Below are 18,050 nucleotides of genomic sequence, written 5' to 3'. Positions count from 1 at the left end.
ACTTAATACATTAATATACAATGAGTAAACCATCTAACACAACGCTATCTCCCCGATCTATCCAGACCAAACAAGGAAAACCATACCCGCTCGGCGCTACGTATGACGGCGAGGGTGTCAACTTTGCGTTATTTAGTGAGAATGCCAGCGGTGTTTCGCTGTGTCTTTTCGACCCTACTAAACCAGGTCAGCAAATTGCGCAGTACCCAATTACCGAACGTACTGATTTTGTGTGGCATATCTACCTTGAAGGTGTGCAACCTGGGCAACTATATGGCTACCGGATAGATGGCCCTTACGAACCACAGAATGGTCACTTTTTCAATCCGAATAAAGTGCTTCTCGACCCCTACGCCCGCGCTATCAACGCTCCGGTAAACCATAATGATGCCTGGCTGGGATACGACCGGCATGAACCAACAACAGACGAGGAAGGCGCACGCGAATACCTGACCATGAATCAGGAAGACAGTGGGCCGAGCATGCCCAAAAGTGTTGTCGTCGATACGTCGTTCGATTGGGACGATGATGCCGCTCCGGACGTACCACTTCATCGTTCTGTGATTTATGAGATGCACGTCAAAGGGTTTTCGCACCTCCACCCTACCATCGACAAACGTATTAAAGGCACCTACGCAGCCATTGGTACGCCTGAAAGCATTGATTACCTGAAAAAATTAGGAATCACCGCTGTTGAACTTCTGCCGGTTCATCAGTTCACCGACGAAAGCTATTGGGGTTATAACAGCATTGGTTTTTTTGCCCCGCAGAATACATATTCGTCGTCGGGCATGAACGGTGAGCAGGTTACTGAATTTAAGCAGATGGTCAAAAATCTGCATAAAGCTGGCATTGAGGTGATTCTTGACGTAGTATATAACCACACTGCTGAAGGTAACCAACTCGGACCTACACTTTCGTTCAAGGGTATCGACAATCGAATTTATTACCATCAGGTAGGTGATAATCCCGAATATTACATGGATTATACGGGCACGGGCAATACGTTCAACCTGAGCCATCCCCGTGTATTGCAACTTGTGATGGACAGTCTGCGGTATTGGGTAACGGATATGCACGTGGATGGCTTCCGTTTTGATTTAGCTTCGGCACTGATACGTACCGATGAGGAAGTTGGGCGTGTTTCGTCTTTCCTGGATACAATTTCGCAGGACCCTATTCTAACAAAAGTGAAACTCATTGCTGAGCCTTGGGATATTCATTCCTACCACGTGGGTGGTTTTCCGGTTGGCTGGTCGGAGTGGAACGGCAAATACCGCGATACGCTACGTTCGTTCTGGAAAGGCGACGAAGGCAAAGCAAACGAAACAGCGCTACGTCTGTTGGGAAGCCCCGATCTTTACGCCAGCGATGGTCGTTCGCCGGCCAACAGTATTAACCTGATTACTGCGCATGATGGCTTCACGCTCAATGATTTAGTAAGCTATAACGACAAACATAATGAAGCCAATGGCGAAGATAACCGCGACGGCTCCAACGATAACCTTAGCTGGAATTGTGGTGCAGAGGGCCCTACCGACGACCCGGCTATTATCGACCTGCGCGAACGCCAAAAGCGGAATTTCCTGTCGACGATGCTACTCAGCCAGGGTACACCTATGATCGTAATGGGCGACGAATACGGTCGAACACAGGGCGGCAATAACAACGGCTATAATCAGGACAGCGAAATCAGCTGGATGAACTGGCACTGGAACGAGCGCGAGCAAGCCTTGTTTGAATTTACCAGTCAGTTGACTGCGCTACGTCGTGACATTCCGATTTTGAGTCGCCGTCGCTTCTTTGGTACCGAACAGATTGCTTATCTGCTCCCCGATGGCGGTGAAATGACCGCCCACGACCTCGAAAATCCGCATACCCATTGTTTAGCTCTCTTTATCGATGGCATGCGCGTGGATGAACAAACCGAAGACGGTCAGGATATTGGCGATGAACAATTGCTCTGGATTCTGAACGCCTACTGGGAAGATGTTCCGTTTTTGTTGCCCAAAATCGCCAGAAAAAAATCGACCTGGAAGGTTGTAATTGATACGTCTACCGGACAGGTAAACCCAGACCAGGCAGAAGTGCCGGGCGGCAAAATCTTCAACGTAGCAGCCCGTTCGTCCGTTCTGCTACGCTTACCGTAGTGTTTAGCAATGTAGCCCATACAAAAAAAGGGTAGCCAGGAAATTCCTGGCTACCCTTTTTTTGTATGGGCTAAGCCCAAGCCAGGCCCATATTCTGCTACGCCACTGCTTCGTACAGCTCTTCGCGCTGAGCTTTCACCCGTTCGTCGGAAATAAATTCGTCGTAAGTCATCAATTTGTCCAGGATGCCCGCCGGGGTTATTTCGATAATTCGGCTGGCAATGGTTTGCACAAACTGGTGGTCGTGCGACGTAAAAAGAATCGGACCTTTGAAGTCAATCAGCCCATTGTTAAGCGATTCGATAGATTCAAGATCGAGGTGGTTGGTGGGTTCATCGAGCATCAATACGTTCGCACCCGACAGCATCATTTTCGAGAGCATACAACGCACTTTTTCGCCCCCACTCAACACAGTCGCTTTCTTGAGCGATTCTTCGCCCGAAAACAGCATCCGGCCCAGAAACCCCCGAATGAAACTTTCGTCTTTTTCGGTCGAATATTGACGTAGCCAATCAACCAAACTCAGATCGGCCTGAAAGAATTTGTCTTTCTCGGCATCTGTTGGGAAGTACGACATTGTAATGGTGATGCCCCACTTGAACGTACCAGAATCGGCTTTCCGCTCACCAGCCAAAATATCCATCAGGGCAGAAACGGCAAGTCCATCACGACTGTACAGGAAAATCTTATCTTTCCGATTCACCGTAAACGACAGGTTTTCGAACAGCTTTGTACCATCTTCGGCCGTATAGGACAGATTTTCGACCGTCAGAATCTGGTCACCGGGTTCGCGCTCGGGCTTGAAATTGACGTAAGGATACTTCCGCGACGACGGCTGAATATCATCAATGGTGAGTTTTTCAAGCAACTTAGCACGGCTGGTAGCCTGTTTCGACTTCGACGCGTTGGCCGAGAAACGCCGAATAAACTCCTCAAGTTCTTTGCGTTTGTCTTCGGTTTTCTTGTTCTGATCCTGCCGTTGTTTCAGCGCCAACTGACTCGATTCGTACCAGAACGAGTAGTTACCAGCAAACAGCTTCACTTTACTAAAATCAATATCGACAATCTGCGTACAAACCTGATCGAGGAAGTGCCGGTCGTGTGACACCACAATAACGGTATTGTCGAAATTGGCCAGGAAGTTTTCGAGCCAGATACTCGATTCCACGTCGAGATTGTTCGTCGGCTCATCAAGTAACAGAATATCAGGGTTTCCGAACAGCGCCTGCGCCAACAGCACCCGAACTTTCTCCGAACCATTAAGGTCGGCCATCTGCGCATAGTGCATATTTTCTTTAATGCCCAATCCCGATAATAGCGCAGCCGCATCGGACTCAGCATCCCAGCCATTCATTTCGGCAAATTCGGCTTCCAGTTCGGCTGCCCGTTCGCCATCGGCGTCAGTAAAGTCAGTTTTAGCGTAGAGTTCGTCTTTTTCCTGAGAGATATCATACAGCCGCTGGTTACCCATGATGACCGTCTGCAATACAGGAAATTCGTCATAGGCCGACTGATTCTGTTTCAGGACCGACATACGCTCGCCGGGTGTAATATTCACACTACCGGTCTGCGGCTCAATTTCTCCCGATAAAATTTTAAGAAATGTAGATTTGCCCGCTCCGTTCGCGCCAATGACGCCATAACAGTTGCCGGGGGTAAATTTTATATTAACGTCATCAAAAAGCACCCGCTTTCCATAGCGGAGAGAGACGTTTTGAACCGATACCATATCTTGCTTTTTCGTTCAGAATGAACCACAAAGATACGAAATTTTAGCGGGAAAGCCTTTGATGTGTTATTCCGTTATAGAGCTGTAAAGTCAAAGGCTTTACCCAACTTAATTTAGTCTGCAGCTACTCTCTTTCAACTGTACTGGCTCCGCTTGTCCGCTGGCTTATCTTTGGAGCACCCATATACCGAACCTTACTGGCCCCACTAGCGTCAATAACCAGATTATCCGTTACGTTCACATTGGCTTTACTGGCTCCACTGGCATTAATGTTCCCGCTACTAGCCGGATACCCAAATCCCTGCAATGACGACGCGCCAGATAACTCAGCCGACACCCCTTTGCCGCTTCCTGTTATCCGTAGCGTCGACGCACCTGATAAGTCGATATTTATTTGTGCTGCCTGTACGGTAAATTGACTTTCCGATGCACCAGATAACCTAACGTCCAGGTTTTCCAGACCCGCAAATCCGGTTACTGTTGCGTGTGCAGCTCCCGAAAACTCTACACCGCGCAACGTGGGCATGGTGATCGTAAAGTTTGTCTGGTATTTACGGTTTCGGGAATTGCGATACTGTGCATGCAACGTTCCACCCCGAACGTAAACATCCAGATCGTCCAGGTTACGTCGGTCGCCCTCGGCGGTAATGCCGAACGTAGTACCCTGTCGTACGGTAATACCAAAGGCACTGCCCATATCGAGTCGATCAAAGTTGGTGAATGCATAGGATTGATCATCAGGCTGATAAGGTCCAACATCTTCGCGTTTGAGCGAGCAACCCGCAAGGGTAAACAGAAAAGCAATCAGACCAAGGCAGAAAATACGTGCGTGTGTCATTTTTGTAGGTGTTGTTTATGGTTTGAGCGTAGCGAACGCTACGCTGTTTACACCAATGACACCTACCAATCGGTTCCCCCCTACGCCCACCAACACTTTTTCTTATTTACCGTAACGTATTCCAACCTGAAAACCGATCCAGCCCCAATAGCGATTACCATTCACATCGCTACGTTCAGAAACGATAGGAATAGATGGCTTTAAAAATGGACTCAAATACTCATCCTGCGTGAAATACCAGTTAACCGACGGCCCAAACGCCAGTGCTACGTGCGACGTGAGTTTGGTTTCGACCAACGTACTGAAACGCAGTTGATTATTCCACTCTTCAGTTGGCCGATCGAAGTAAAAATGGTGATGATACGTTCCTTCCAGACTCAGCAACGTTCTGGGCGACAGGCCAAAAGCAGTACCAAGGCCGTAGCCCGCCGTCATACGGGGGCTTCCTTCCCGTTCGAAACTATAGCCCGCTGTCAAAATATTGTATAGTCGACGAACGCCGGTACGTAGCGTCACATTCAGCAAATTTAGTTCGTCGGTGCCGGCTTCTATTCGCAGGAAACCGCCTTTTCGGACATAGCTAATCAAACCGATGGGAACGCCCCCCAGTGAATCTGCTACGTTGATTAAGCCAATCTGGCTACCTTTTGTAACGGTTCGGGCGCGGTTCAGGATACCGGCAATCTGCCAGCCCGCTACGTCCTGATGGGCATAGTTAATCAATCCAGCTACCTGTACACCACGTACTGATTTCGTGGAAATATTCAACAAACCAGCCACCTGCGCTCCCTGAACATCACTACGAGCGAAATTGATTAGGCCCGCCATTTGCAAACCTTTAACCGAGTCGATGACGGTATTGATCAAACCGGCGGCCTGAACGCCACGTACCGACTGATTCGTATGATTGACTAAGCCACCAAACTGAACCCCAGTTACTTTTCCGCCCACTACGTTCGCCAGACCAGCGGCCTGAAACCCCTGTACATTTGTTCGAACGATATTAACCAGCCCACCGAGCTCAAATGCGCGTACACCAAATGAGTAACCAGCCAGCGCATTTACCGAAAACTTGTTACTGATACGTCCGCTCAGGCGCAAATTTGTCCCGATAGTGGGAAGAAACGATACTTGCCAGTTGCGGTAAAGTGTATCGCGATTCAGGTTTATGTCATGTATGGCCTGTTGCGCCGACACAAGCAGTTTCGTAACACCTGCCATTCCCTGATCAACAACCGATTTTGCTGGTTTAACGGTTGTATCCACCATGGGCAACGGTGTTTCAACGGGCACAGTAGATAACGAAGATTCAGTAGCCTGGGTAGAGTCTTCGGTGATTCGGACAGGCAACGGCTCTACTACCGACAGCGAAATTGGCTGAGGTCGCATACGAATGCTGACCGAATGCGGGGTCCGTGAGCGAATAATGACGGTTTCGCCCAAATAATCCTGTTTGCGAACATCCAGACGTAGCGAGGGCGGGCCGGTCGGTAGTCGAAGTCGATAATAGCCAAACGGATTGCTGACGGTTGACGCGAGAGTTGTTTTCTCGAAAATACTGGCCTGCGCGATACGTTGACCCGTTTTTTCATCGAGGATGTAGCCGTCTACCAGGAAATTTTTGGGCGTTTCGTCGGTTACATCCCCCCGGACCAGAATAATGTGATTGCCCCGCGACTTGACCATTATCTGGCGTTGAAATAATCGGTTGAGCACTTCCCGAACCGGGGTGTTCACCAACCGAAGAGTCACCAATGTAGCGCCATTGATACGTGCCGGATTATACGAAAATTCAAAACGGCCCGCCTGGCTAATCTGCCGAAGCGCACTTTCCATTTTCTCGTTTCGGATATCTACCGAAATAATCCGGTCGAGGGGCGGGACTGACTGAGCTTGTAGACTCAAACTCAGCAAAACAAATAGTAAACCAATTAAAGAGCGCATGAATGTGATTTCCAGATGGTTTTTACAGATGACATCCATCTGCTACGTTCCCCCTATTTACTGGCACCCATCGCCCTCTAAAATAATCTGTTTACCCTGATAACGAACACGTAACGTGAGCGTTTCGGCCGTTACGTTCAGTACATCTTCCAGCGGCATATTGTCGAAACGGGTTTTCAGGAGGCAGTTGCCGAGGTTCGCATTGGCCAGTCGCACATCGGCGTTGTAGAACTGATTTATCGTTTGTACTACGTTCCGCAGCGGCTCATTATCAAAAACCAGTTGACCCGTTTTGTAGGCAAACGTATTGGGCGACACCGACAAAGTCTTACGTAACGTATCGGTTTTAGGGTCGAACGTAGCCTGCTGATTGGGCGTCAACAGCACCGATTTTCGCGGACCAGAGAAGCGCACTTTACCTGTTTTGACCGCTACGTTCACGTTGGCGTCGTATGCCCGTACGTTAAACGATGTACCAAGTACCTGCACTACAGTCGATTGCGCCCTTATTCGAAACGGATGCTCGGCATCAGGTGTTACGTCGAAAAAGGCTTCGCCCGTGAGCGTCACCTCGCGTGTGTCGCCCGTAAAAGCGGTTGGATACCGTAGCGTAGACTGTCGATTAAGTATAATTTGTGTTCCATCCGGCAACGTTTTGCGGACCCGCTTGTCAGCTGCTACCAGCATGCTTATTTGTTCAGCCGGGTATCGCTGACTCATGTAGCGAAGCCGGTAGACTAACCAGCCCAGACTCATAACCAGGACAAATACGGCAGCAATCCGAACCGCTGTTTCACGCCAGTTTACCGACTTTTCCTTTCGGGAAACAGAAAGCGGTTTGATCAGGGGTCCAGACTCATCTAACCGAACACTTTCATTCATTTTATGGCGCACTTTGTTCCATGCGGCATCCGTATCAACCGGTTTGGCAGTAGCGCGCGACGCTTGCCAGATACGTTCGAATTTGTCAAAGTCATCATGCGTAGGCTCCTGCAAACCAGCTTTTTGACTGATAAGCCACTCCCGTACCCGCGCCGATTCGACTGGGTCGGTTTCGCCCGCCAGAAACTTGCCCAGCAAGGCATCGTCAATGGGTTGTTGGTCAGCCATTTAATTAATGAAGAATAGGGGTAACAACCAGGACACATTGTCCATCAGCCATTCTACACGACTCATTAGTAATACAATCGGCAGGTAGTCGCTTAATTCGGTACGTAAAATACGTAATGCTTTTCCAATCTGATTCTCAACGGTTTTTATTGAAATTCCTAATCGCTCCGCTATTTCACCATATTTCAACTCCTCAAACCGACTGAGTGTGAAGGCCAGCCTGCATTGCTCAGGCAATTTCTGAATGGCCCGCTGCAATTGATTCGCCAACTCATCGCCCATTAATTCCTCCACGGGTGAATCGGCGATAGCTTCACCTCTATATTCGACATATTCCCGGTGTTCGTTGCGAACGGCGGCATGTTTCAGTCGATTCAGGCAGCGATTATGTACAGCCCTGAACAGATATGACTTCAGCGAAACGCTAATTATCAATCCGTTACGTTTCTCCCAAAGCGCCAGAAACATAGCCTGCACTTCTTCTTCAGCATCGTCGGCATCGGGCAGCAATTGACGCGCATAGCGGCATAACGACGCATAATATTGTCGGAATACAGCTTCGAAGTCGCGTTCGCTACCTGCCCGGATAGCCTCAATGACGTCCTGCTCGGTTGGGGGCACGAGTTGAATAGTATAGGTGGAAGGAGGTTGCAAAGCTATCATTTTCGCCGAACATCCGCTTGCTCAACTGGATGACAATTCAGGATTGCTTTACCCCTACGGCTGTGAAAATTTATTGTTGATTAGGCCCCGACAGGCTCTGGCCGTCGGAGTCGCGTTAGCGACTGATTGGGTAGTTACAACCCATCCGGCAACTCCGACAGCCGGAGCCTGTTGGGGCCTTTCTACAACGTTAGATGCTGCGATCGAACCGTTTCACCGTAGAATATGGTCGCCTGCCGGTCAAAGGTTTCGGTAGAATCGGTGGTCAGGAAGATGCGCTGACCGTTTTTACTGCACTCCGTTTCTAATTCGGGGTGACGTTGCAGGTAGTCGGCCAGGCTGTCGGCCACGATACGTCCCTGACTTAAGATGGTTATATCGGCTGGAGCCACCTGCTGAATTTTGTCGATCAGTAATGGGTAATGCGTGCAGGCCAGCAGTAATGTATCTATGCTGGGTGATTGCGCCATTAAGTGGTCGATGTGCTGCTTCACAAAATAATCGGCTCCGGGGTGATCGTACTCGCCATTTTCGACCAGCGGCACCCACATCGGGCAAGCTTCCTGAAAGACCTTTACCTCTGGAAAAGCTTTCTCAATCTCAACAAGATAGGATTCGGACGTAACGGTTCCTTTCGTGGCCAGCACCCCCACCTGTTTAGTCTGCGAATAATGCCCAATGACTTCCGCCGTAGGACGTATCACACCTAAAACGCGTCGACTAGGACCATCAATCCGGGCGTCGGTCTGGCCGGGGAAAAGTTTCGGTAAATCGAGTTGCTGAATGTTACGTAACGCTTTCGCCGAAGCCGTATTACAGGCCAGAATTACCAACCGGCAGCCCCGGTCGAATAAATGCTGAACGCATTCGAGGGTGTAATGGTAAACCGTATCGAACGAGCGTGTACCGTAAGGCGTTCGGGCGTTATCGCCTAAATAAATGTAGTCGTATTGCGGAAGTTTTCGGACAATTTCACGTAGCACTGTTAGGCCACCATAGCCCGAATCAAAAACGCCGATGGGCTGTGCAACTGTATCGCTCATTTTTTACTTGCGGTCTTTTTTGCGTCATCCAGCATTGCATCCAGCGCCTTTCGGTCGTAAACCGTACCGCGTAAAATAACAGTATTAATTGCCTGCGTAGCCCGAATATCCTGCAATGGATTTTTAGTAAGCAGTAGGATATCAGCGCTTTTACCAGCGGCTATATCACCAAACAACGCTTCTTTTTTCAGAAACGTCGGCCCCGGCAAAATAGCCGATTGTAAGGCTTGCAAAGGTGTAAGACCTGATTTAACGAACAACTCAAGTTCATGGTGCAGGCCCAGCCCCGGATATACGAAGGAATTCAGAAAACCGGCATCGGTTCCGGCCATAATGGTTACACCAGCTTTATGAAGTAACGGTAATAATGAACTCGATTTTTCATAAACCGCGTGTCGTTCGGCAATGGCGTCGGGCTTATCCTGAGCCGCCCGATTCACGCGCCAGGCGTATGTATTTTTCAAACCCTGACCAATGTATTGCAGATACGTATCGTTCTGGTGATTTTCCTGATCGAGATAAGCAACCGTCCGGCTGATGCTGAGCGTGGGCACAACGAACGTACCGTTTTTCGCCATACGCTGGTAAACGGCAATCGCCGTGGGTTCGTCGAAACTCTGCATAATGATAGGTGTTGCTACGCGATTGGTCAGCGTACCTGATCTGATTTTCCCAGCCACCTCTTTATCGCGGGATGAACCGGCTTTCAGTACGTAACTCATGTGCTCAACCGACCCCAATCCTGCCGCCGAAACCTCGTCCATCGTGAGCGAATACGGTACGTGCCCTGACGTTTTCATACCCCGTTTTTTGGCCTCCTGCAAAATATAGAGATACGTATCAGGCTTGATGGTATTGTCGGTAATCTTCACAAAGTCAACCTTGATCTTTTGCAGTGAATCAAGCATTCTGTCAACCTCGGCGGGTGTACTAACCTCAATATCACCGACCCAACTCGACTTATACCCTTCCAGTTTCGGACCCGACGTAAAGAGTGTGGGACCAGCCAATTCGCCATCAGCGATTTGTTTTCGCCACGTCAAAACCGATGGACTCAGATCGGCAGCGGCATCGCGAATGGCCGTTATACCGTGGGCAATGTAGAGCAGCAGCAGATTTTTATTTTCTTCAATCAATGTATCGCCCCCGCCGAAATGAACGTGCATGTCCCACAGCCCCGGAATGATGTATTTCCCCGAAGCATCTACCACCGTTTTCGCCTGAAAATTTTTCTCCTGCGACGCATCGTACACCCCGATAATGGTCTTCCCACGTGTTGCGATCAGTTTGTTTGTCAGGATTTTACCTGAACGAACGTCGATCAGATTACCCGATTTAATCAATACGTCAACTGACTGCTTTTGCGCATAGGCCGCATGAATCAAAACTGAAAGAAGAAAGCAAGCAAAAACTGGTCGCATGATACGTCTGCTTTAGACCGGGCGAGTTTTAGGTGGCCCCGACAGGCGCCGGCTGTTGGAGTCGCTAATGCGACTAACTATAAACCATCCGGCAAATCTGACAGCCGGAGCCTGTCGGGCCCAAAATCACGGGCCAGGCTTGAGCTTGGCCCAGACAAATCGTTTATTACCCTAGCAACTCTTTCCCCTGCGCCAGAGCCGCGTCCAGACCTGATGAATCAGAGCCACCTGCCGTAGCGAAGAAAGGTTGTCCACCGCCACCGCCTTTTATATTTTTGGCGAGCTCTTTCACTACCTGTCCAGCGTTCAGGTTTTTGCTCTGAATCAACGAATCGGGCAACATGACCGCTAGTTGGGGTTTACCGTTGATATCGGCCCCCAGCACTACAGCCAGATTATCGACTTTGGCTTTCAGGTCGTAAGCCAATTGCTTAAGTGCATCGGCTGTCGGTACGTCTACGCGCTCAACCAGACGCGAATGCCCGTTTACGGTTTCGACTTTCGCTAGAAGCTGGTTTTTCAGTTGCTGAACTTTCTCGTTCTGAAGCGCTTCAACCTGTTTCTGCAACGCGCTACGTTCTTCCAGCAAGGCTTGTACGGCTTTCACTACGTCCTTTGGCGCTTTGAGCAACTCTTTCAATTCGCTCACAACGGCCATTTGCTCATTCACCAACGCTTCTGCACCAGCCGACGTTTTGGCCTCAACCCGACGAACACCCGTCGAGACGGAACCTTCGCCCGTAAATTTGAACAGCCCAATATGCCCCGTTGCCGGTACGTGCGTTCCGCCACAGAGTTCAACCGAATAGTTCGGGTCGAACGTAATGACGCGGACAAAATCGCCGTATTTTTCACCGAACAGAGCTGTTGCACCTAACGCTTTAGCCTCTTCGATTGGTACGTTACGTTTCTCATCGAGTTTGATGTCTTCCCGAATTTTCTCGTTGACGATACGTTCCACTTCGGCCAGTTGCTCGTCGGTCACTTTGCTGAAATGCGAGAAGTCGAAACGTAGCGCATCGGGACCAACGTACGAGCCTTTCTGTGCTACGTGTGTGCCCAGTACGTCACGTAGCGCCGAGTGCAGCAGGTGTGTAGCCGAGTGGTTGCTGGCAATCAGGCCACGACGCGACGTATTGATGACCGCGTATACTTTATCGGCTTCCGTTAGCAAATCGTCAATACCCGTTACGTCCTGCACGATGTGAATGCTCAGGTCGTTTTCTTTTCTGGTATCCAGAACGGTCAACGTACCGATTTGGTCAGAGCCGTTAAACAATTCAAGTACGCCCGTATCACCAATCTGACCGCCTGATTCAGCATAGAAAGGCGTTTTATCAAGCACTACCTGCACCTGCGTCCCCTGTTTGTTCTGAATCTTCCGATACTTTACAATTTGGGCATACGATTCAGGCTGATCGTAGCCAACGAACTCGACTTTATTATCTAACTCAGCCAGTTCAATCCAGTCGCCAGCCGAAGCAGCAGCATCTTTCCGCGAGCGAGCTTTTTGTTCCTGAAGCGCTTTCTGGAAACCAGTTTCGTCAATGCTCAAGCCTTTTTCACGAGCAATCAAAGCCGTTAAGTCAGCCGGGAAGCCGAACGTATCATTGAGTTCAAAAACCGTTTCGCCAGGAATTTCTTTTTTACCATCCGTTGCCAACTGACCGATGATCTGATCGAGACGACCTAAGCCAGAACCCAGCGTGCGCAGGAAGGCAATTTCTTCTTCCCGAATCACCGTAGCCACAAAATCGCGTTGGGCGTTCAGTTCGGGGAATACGTCGGCAAACTGCATGGCCAAAGTAGGCACGAGTTTGGTCATGAACGGATCGGTTAGGCCGAGGTACGAATACCCGTAGCGAATAGCCCGACGCAGAATCCGGCGGATCACGTAGCCAGCTTTGGCGTTGCTCGGCACCAGTCCATCGGCAATGGCGAACGATACGGCCCGGATGTGGTCGGCAATTACGCGCATGGCTACGTCTGCTGAACGGTCCGACGCATCGGCCATGCTGCCGGTATATTTTTTGCCCGAAAGCTCTTCGATTACGTGAATCGTTCCCGAAAAAACGTCGGTGTCGTAGTTCGATTGTTTGCCCTGAATGGCCATGCACAACCGCTCGAAACCCATGCCCGTATCGACGTGACGAGCAGGGAGTTCCTCCAGCGAGCCATCGGCCTTCCGGTTGAACTGCATAAATACGTTGTTCCAGATTTCGACAACCTGCGGGTGATCGGCGTTGACGAGTTCCTTGCCGGGTTTCTGCGCTACGTCTTCCGCCGAACGCAAATCGATATGGATTTCGGAGCAGGGACCGCATGGACCCGTATCGCCCATTTCCCAGAAATTATCCTTTTTATTCCCGAGAATAATCCGCGATTCATCGCCAATGATTTCTTTCCAGAGATCCCAGGATTCCTGATCGAACGGTACGTTGTCTTTTTCGTCGCCTTTGAATACCGATACGTAAATCCGGTCTTTGGGCAATTTATAAACCTCCGTCAGCAGTTCCCACGACCAGTGCAGCGCTTCTTTTTTGAAATAATCGCCAAACGACCAGTTGCCGAGCATTTCGAACATGGTGTGGTGATACGTATCAAAACCCACGTCTTCGAGGTCGTTGTGTTTACCCGACACACGCAGGCATTTCTGCGTATCGGCCACGCGCTTGGCCGGGGGCGTGCCATTGCCCAGAAAAAAATCTTTAAACTGCGCCATCCCTGAGTTGTTGAACATCAGCGTCGGGTCGTTTTTGGCAACGAGCGGAGCCGAAGGCACAATCAGGTGTTGTTTGGAGCGGAAGAAGTCGAGAAAATGCCGACGAATTTCGGAAGAAGTCATTTTTTTCAGTCGTTAGTCATTAGCTGTCAGCCGATAGTCATAAAACGCTTTAACTAACGACTAATGACTATCGACTACTAACTAGTCTTGCAAAATTACGTGAAAACTTGCAGGTTTGGCCGAAGCTAGGGAAGTTTGTACTATGGAAGGTTCGGGTAAACTGTATTACGGGATTAAAGAAGTTGCCGAGAAATTCGGCATCAATGCGTCTAAGCTTCGGTATTACGAAAAAGAATTTCCTACGTTCCAGCCCAAAAAAAATCGCGCCGGTGACCGGGTCTACACACAAGCCGACATCGATCATCTAACCGAAATTCTGGATTTAATCGACCGCCAGAAATTCACGCTTCCGGGTGCCCGCGAATTTCTGAAACAACGCGACGCCCGTCGTCAAGAAGCCGCCCGCTACGTTGGCAAACTCCAGAAAATCAAATCGTTTCTGGAGCAAATGCGCGCCGACCTCGACAAGCCCCAAGAGGATTCCGGGGATGAATCTGAATAAGTTATTTACAGTTTACCACCCCAAGCTTTCCTGTTTTAGTAGGAGTTAATGTAGGCTGACGCGAACCGCTTTTAACTACTTCTCTCTAGAGAACGTAGCGTCAGTTTGTTTCCTGTTAGTTGCTCAGTTTCACTACGATTTCAGATAGGTAAAATCGGCTATTTCAGCCTTTTAGGGGTACGTATCAGAACATCCTACTCCTTACCCTTATGAACCTAAATCTGAAAGCTCAGGCTACTAATACCTTCGACGCCATTGTGGTTGGATCGGGCGTTAGTGGTGGCTGGGCCGCTAAAGAACTTACTGAAAAAGGTCTTCGTGTACTTATGCTCGAAAGGGGCCGTGATCTTCAGCACATTACAGGTTATACCACCACTATGAAAGCGCCCTGGGAATTTCCTCACCGGGGACGTAACATTCTGCCAACAGATAAGGACCCTGTCGATTTCCGGGTTCGGCCGTACAATGAACAGGGCGGTGAATTTTCTTTCGATGATCGGAACGCGCCTTATAAAGAAATTCATCCGTTTGCCTGGTATCGTCCTGACGTACTGGGCGGTAAGTCTATTATGTGGGGGCGTCAGAGCTACCGATTTAGTGAGATGGATTTTGAATCCAACGCTCGCGATGGTTTCGGTACCGACTGGCCGATACGTTATAAAGATCTAGCCCCTTGGTACAGCTATGTCGAGCGTTTTGCGGGAATTTCGGGCGCCAAAGAAGGCCTGGCGCAGTTGCCCGATGGTGAGTTTTTGCCGCCTATGGATTTAAATTGCGTAGAGCAACACGTTCGCAATCAATTGAAAACCAAGATGAATCGTGTACTCACCATTGGCCGTACGGCCAATTTATCGAAAGTAAATCCAGTGCATACGTCCGTTGGTCGGGCTCCGTGTCAGTACCGGAACAAGTGTGCGCAAGGATGTCCCTACGGCGGGTATTTCAGTACGTTATCGGCAACGTTGCCAGCCGCTAGAAAAACCAATCGCCTTACCGTCAGGCCAGATAGCATCGTTTCGGAAGTTTTGTACGATGAGAAAACAAAACGCGCCCTAGGCGTTCGGGTTATCGATTCCAAAACGCATCAAACGACGGAGTACTACGCCCGAATTATCTTCCTGAATGCATCGGCGATGGCTACGAATTTTATTTTGATGAACTCCGTCTCGAACCGTTTTCCAAATGGATTCGGGAACGATAGTGGTACGTTGGGTAAATACATCATGGATCATCATTTTCAGGCGGGTGCCAATGCGCAGGCCGATGGAATGGGTTTCGACGATAAATATTACTACGGACGCCGGGCCAATGGCATTTATATTCCCCGTTACCGCAACATCGGTAACGACAAGCGTGAGTATCTGCGAGGTTTTGGCTATCAGGGTGGTGCGTCGCGTTCGGGTTGGCAGCGGCTCATTGCCGAAGCTGGATTTGGCGCCGATCTAAAAGAAAAAGCGGGTCAACCTGGCCCCTGGAATATGGGGATTATGGGTTTCGCGGAGTGTTTGCCCTATGAGGATAACAAGGTGACTCTCAATCGGGAACGACTCGACAAATGGGGGTTACCGACATTGACATTCGACGTAAAATTCCGCGAAAACGAGCACCTCATGCAGAAAGACATGATGAACGATGCCGCTGAAATGCTTGAAGCGGCCGGTCTGAAAAATATTACTACGTATAACAATCACTCGGTACCTGGTCTGGCCGTTCACGAAACGGGTGGTGCTCGTATGGGTCGCGATCCGAAAACATCGATTCTTAACGCACATAACCAGGTTTGGGGCGCTAAGAATGTATTTGTTACAGACGGAGCTTCGTTTGCGTCGGTGGCCTGCCAGAATCCGTCGCTCACATTTATGGCCCTCACGGCGAGAGCCGCTGATTTTGCCGTGAGCGAGTTGAAAAAACAGAATTTATGAGGCAAGCCTATCCGCTTTGCCTCGTTTTTTGGCTGGTATTTGCGGGTAACGTACTAGCACAAACAAAACCGAACCTTCCAGCAACCAGGCCCAACATTGTGCTAATTGTAGCCGACGACCTGGGTTATACTGATCTGAGTTATTATGGCCATAAACGCCATCGTACACCCTACCTCGATTCGCTGGCTCGGCGGGGGATTCGATTTACGCAAGCCTATACGGCCAGTCCGGTCTGCTCTTCTTCGAATCCCTCTGATTATGCCCTGGCCAAGGCATTTTCCTCAAAACAAAACCTGCAACAGGTAACTCATCAATACAGATTATACCCCTACCCTTCTCGATGTGCTGGGCCAAGCTCATAACGTAGCACCCGACGGATAGAGCTTTCGTCCGCTACTAACAAATCCGGAAACCAACTTCGATCGGGGCGCTATTTTCTGGCATTACCCGCACTTCAGCAACCAGCTTGGCCGTCCGGCGGGCGCTATTCGACTGGGCGATTGGAAATTGGTTGAGCATTATGAAACGAATGCTCTGGAGTTATTCAATCTACGTAATGACCTGGGCGAAACCCGTGACCTAAGCCGCCAAAATCCGTCCAAAACTGCCGAACTGAGTAAATTACTAACGCAGTGGCGCCAACATGTAGGAGCTTCCATGCCCGTACGAAAAAAATCGTAACAGGCAACGTAACGCGGACAGTCGAACTTTCTACTACGTTCTGGTTTACAACTTATTACGCTTTTCGTGTCTACTGAAACCCAGCATCAAATTGCCCTGACCTTGGTTCCGGGTGTCGGGAGTATTCTTATTCGTCAACTGGTAAGTTATTGTGGTTCAGCGGCTGACGTCTTTCGTTCACCCTTATCCCGGCTGGTTAAAATACCAGGTATTGGCGACATAACGGCCCGGGCTATTTTAAAATCCGGTGCGTTATCCGAAGCCGAGCGTGTCATAAAAGAGCTGGAAAAAATAGACGCTACGTCTCTTTTTTATACCGACAAGGCGTATCCGAACCGCCTGAAAACTTTGTACGATGCTCCAGCGCTCCTGTATTTTCGCGGCTCCGGTGACTTAAATGCGAATCGTACGATTGGGCTGGTCGGTACGCGGCAGGCTACTGATTACGGGCGACGTATTACGGAGCAAATTATCGAAGCGCTGATCCCGTTCAACGTAGCAATCATTAGCGGGCTAGCCTATGGCATTGACATTGCTGCGCATCGCGCCAGCCTGACTAACAATTTGCCTACTATCGGGGTGATGGCCAGTGGATTAGACATTATTTACCCAAACATACACCAAAAAACTGCCCAAGAGATGCTTACCATGGGTGGTCTGCTTACGGAAAGTCCTCCGAGCACAAAACCCGACGCTCATCTATTCCCGGCTCGCAACCGCATTATTGCGGGTCTGAGTGACGTAGTGGTCATCGTCGAAGCAGCAGCAAAAGGTGGGGCGCTTATCACGGCTGAGTATGCCAACAATTACCATCGCGATGTATTTGCCGTGCCGGGGAAATTAACGCAGGCTTTTTCTGCGGGTTGCAATAAGCTGATTCGGGAGAACAAAGCGCAGATTTATACAAAACCCGGTGATATAGTTGAAGCCCTCAATTGGGATAAGCCAGAACTGCACTCGCCAAGATCGGCGAATCAGTCTGTCAATCAATTTATTTTGCCAACTGATATTACGGATGAAGAAAGCCAGATTATAGCCATACTACGTAACGTAACGGATTTACATATTGATGAATTGAGTTGGCAAAGTCAGCTTCCAATGGGAAAACTGGCCTCGATCCTGCTCAACCTGGAATTTCGTGGTTTTGTGCGTTCGCTACCCGGAAAGAAATACGCTGTCGTTTACGTTTAATGGTTGCTACC

13 protein-coding genes are annotated in these 18,050 nt (G+C 49.5%); 5 read left to right on the top strand and 8 right to left on the bottom strand.

The features are described from left to right. The first annotated feature begins 20 nt into the window (after nt 1-20). Nucleotides 21-2,150 carry a glycogen debranching protein GlgX gene (gene glgX / locus ACYVF1_RS31015; protein ID WP_461086399.1) on the top strand — a complete coding sequence of 710 codons (2,130 nt, stop codon included), beginning with the start codon at nt 21-23 and terminating at the stop codon, nt 2,148-2,150. A gap of 97 nt (nt 2,151-2,247) precedes the next feature. On the opposite strand, the gene ACYVF1_RS31010 is transcribed toward glgX, so the two are convergent. The 8 genes from ACYVF1_RS31010 to alaS form a co-directional block, all read right to left on the bottom strand. Continuing rightward, nucleotides 2,248-3,879 (bottom strand): ABC-F family ATP-binding cassette domain-containing protein, encoded by a 1,632-nt coding sequence (locus ACYVF1_RS31010; RefSeq protein ID WP_461086397.1) that lies wholly within the window; start codon nt 3,877-3,879, stop codon nt 2,248-2,250. Between the two features lie 124 nt (nt 3,880-4,003). Continuing rightward, nucleotides 4,004-4,717, bottom strand: coding sequence for a GIN domain-containing protein (locus tag ACYVF1_RS31005; protein ID WP_461086395.1), 714 nt, complete (start codon nt 4,715-4,717; stop codon nt 4,004-4,006). Nucleotides 4,718-4,819: 102 nt separating this feature from the next. Continuing rightward, nucleotides 4,820-6,661 (bottom strand): STN and carboxypeptidase regulatory-like domain-containing protein, encoded by a 1,842-nt coding sequence (locus tag ACYVF1_RS31000; protein WP_461086393.1) that lies wholly within the window; start codon nt 6,659-6,661, stop codon nt 4,820-4,822. Between the two features lie 57 nt (nt 6,662-6,718). Beyond that, nucleotides 6,719-7,771: a FecR family protein gene (locus ACYVF1_RS30995; protein WP_461086391.1), complete on the bottom strand. Its 1,053-nt coding sequence runs from the start codon at nt 7,769-7,771 to the stop codon at nt 6,719-6,721. Further along, a complete protein-coding gene (locus ACYVF1_RS30990) occupies nt 7,772-8,434 on the bottom strand; it encodes an RNA polymerase sigma-70 factor (protein ID WP_461086389.1) in 663 nt (220 codons plus the stop codon). A gap of 182 nt (nt 8,435-8,616) precedes the next feature. Further along, nucleotides 8,617-9,477 carry a glutamate racemase gene (gene murI / locus ACYVF1_RS30985; protein WP_461086387.1) on the bottom strand — a complete coding sequence of 287 codons (861 nt, stop codon included), beginning with the start codon at nt 9,475-9,477 and terminating at the stop codon, nt 8,617-8,619. Then, entirely contained in the window at nt 9,474-10,898 is a 1,425-nt protein-coding gene (locus ACYVF1_RS30980; RefSeq protein ID WP_461086385.1) for an amidohydrolase family protein, read from the bottom strand. Before ACYVF1_RS30980 ends, murI begins: the two co-directional genes overlap by 4 nt. Before the next feature lie 166 nt (nt 10,899-11,064). Beyond that, nucleotides 11,065-13,743 carry an alanine--tRNA ligase gene (alaS, locus tag ACYVF1_RS30975; protein WP_461086383.1) on the bottom strand — a complete coding sequence of 893 codons (2,679 nt, stop codon included), beginning with the start codon at nt 13,741-13,743 and terminating at the stop codon, nt 11,065-11,067. A 142-nt stretch (nt 13,744-13,885) separates the two neighbouring features. Here alaS and ACYVF1_RS30970 point away from each other — a divergent pair, with 142 nt between their 5' ends. The 4 genes from ACYVF1_RS30970 to dprA all read left to right on the top strand — a co-directional run bounded on the left by ACYVF1_RS30970 (nt 13,886) and on the right by dprA (nt 18,039). After that, a complete protein-coding gene (locus ACYVF1_RS30970; protein ID WP_461086381.1) occupies nt 13,886-14,245 on the top strand; it encodes a MerR family transcriptional regulator in 360 nt (119 codons plus the stop codon). A gap of 209 nt (nt 14,246-14,454) precedes the next feature. Continuing rightward, nucleotides 14,455-16,167 carry a GMC oxidoreductase gene (locus ACYVF1_RS30965; RefSeq protein ID WP_461086379.1) on the top strand — a complete coding sequence of 571 codons (1,713 nt, stop codon included), beginning with the start codon at nt 14,455-14,457 and terminating at the stop codon, nt 16,165-16,167. Then, nucleotides 16,164-16,529 carry a sulfatase-like hydrolase/transferase gene (locus tag ACYVF1_RS30960; RefSeq protein ID WP_461086377.1) on the top strand — a complete coding sequence of 122 codons (366 nt, stop codon included), beginning with the start codon at nt 16,164-16,166 and terminating at the stop codon, nt 16,527-16,529. The genes ACYVF1_RS30965 and ACYVF1_RS30960 overlap by 4 nt, the downstream gene beginning before the upstream one ends. 385 nt (nt 16,530-16,914) lie before the next feature. Next, nucleotides 16,915-18,039 carry a DNA-processing protein DprA gene (gene dprA, locus ACYVF1_RS30955; protein ID WP_461086376.1) on the top strand — a complete coding sequence of 375 codons (1,125 nt, stop codon included), beginning with the start codon at nt 16,915-16,917 and terminating at the stop codon, nt 18,037-18,039. The last annotated feature ends 11 nt before the right edge of the window (nt 18,040-18,050 follow it).

The sequence above is a fragment of the Spirosoma flavus genome (assembly GCF_054778555.1).
Note: the sequence above shows the minus strand (reverse complement) of the source record. Positions and strands in the feature narration are given on the sequence as shown.

Bases quoted from the DNA above. Each gene is read 5' to 3' on its own strand.
- glgX (WP_461086399.1), top strand. From the start codon at position 21: ATGAGTAAACCATCTAACACAACGCTATCTCCCCGATCTATCCAGACC.
- ACYVF1_RS31010 (WP_461086397.1), bottom strand. From the start codon at position 3,879: ATGGTATCGGTTCAAAACGTCTCTCTCCGCTATGGAAAGCGGGTGCTT.
- ACYVF1_RS31005 (WP_461086395.1), bottom strand. From the start codon at position 4,717: ATGACACACGCACGTATTTTCTGCCTTGGTCTGATTGCTTTTCTGTTT.
- ACYVF1_RS31000 (WP_461086393.1), bottom strand. From the start codon at position 6,661: ATGCGCTCTTTAATTGGTTTACTATTTGTTTTGCTGAGTTTGAGTCTA.
- ACYVF1_RS30995 (WP_461086391.1), bottom strand. From the start codon at position 7,771: ATGGCTGACCAACAACCCATTGACGATGCCTTGCTGGGCAAGTTTCTG.
- ACYVF1_RS30990 (WP_461086389.1), bottom strand. From the start codon at position 8,434: ATGATAGCTTTGCAACCTCCTTCCACCTATACTATTCAACTCGTGCCC.
- murI (WP_461086387.1), bottom strand. From the start codon at position 9,477: ATGAGCGATACAGTTGCACAGCCCATCGGCGTTTTTGATTCGGGCTAT.
- ACYVF1_RS30980 (WP_461086385.1), bottom strand. From the start codon at position 10,898: ATGCGACCAGTTTTTGCTTGCTTTCTTCTTTCAGTTTTGATTCATGCG.
- alaS (WP_461086383.1), bottom strand. From the start codon at position 13,743: ATGACTTCTTCCGAAATTCGTCGGCATTTTCTCGACTTCTTCCGCTCC.
- ACYVF1_RS30970 (WP_461086381.1), top strand. From the start codon at position 13,886: ATGGAAGGTTCGGGTAAACTGTATTACGGGATTAAAGAAGTTGCCGAG.
- ACYVF1_RS30965 (WP_461086379.1), top strand. From the start codon at position 14,455: ATGAACCTAAATCTGAAAGCTCAGGCTACTAATACCTTCGACGCCATT.
- ACYVF1_RS30960 (WP_461086377.1), top strand. From the start codon at position 16,164: ATGAGGCAAGCCTATCCGCTTTGCCTCGTTTTTTGGCTGGTATTTGCG.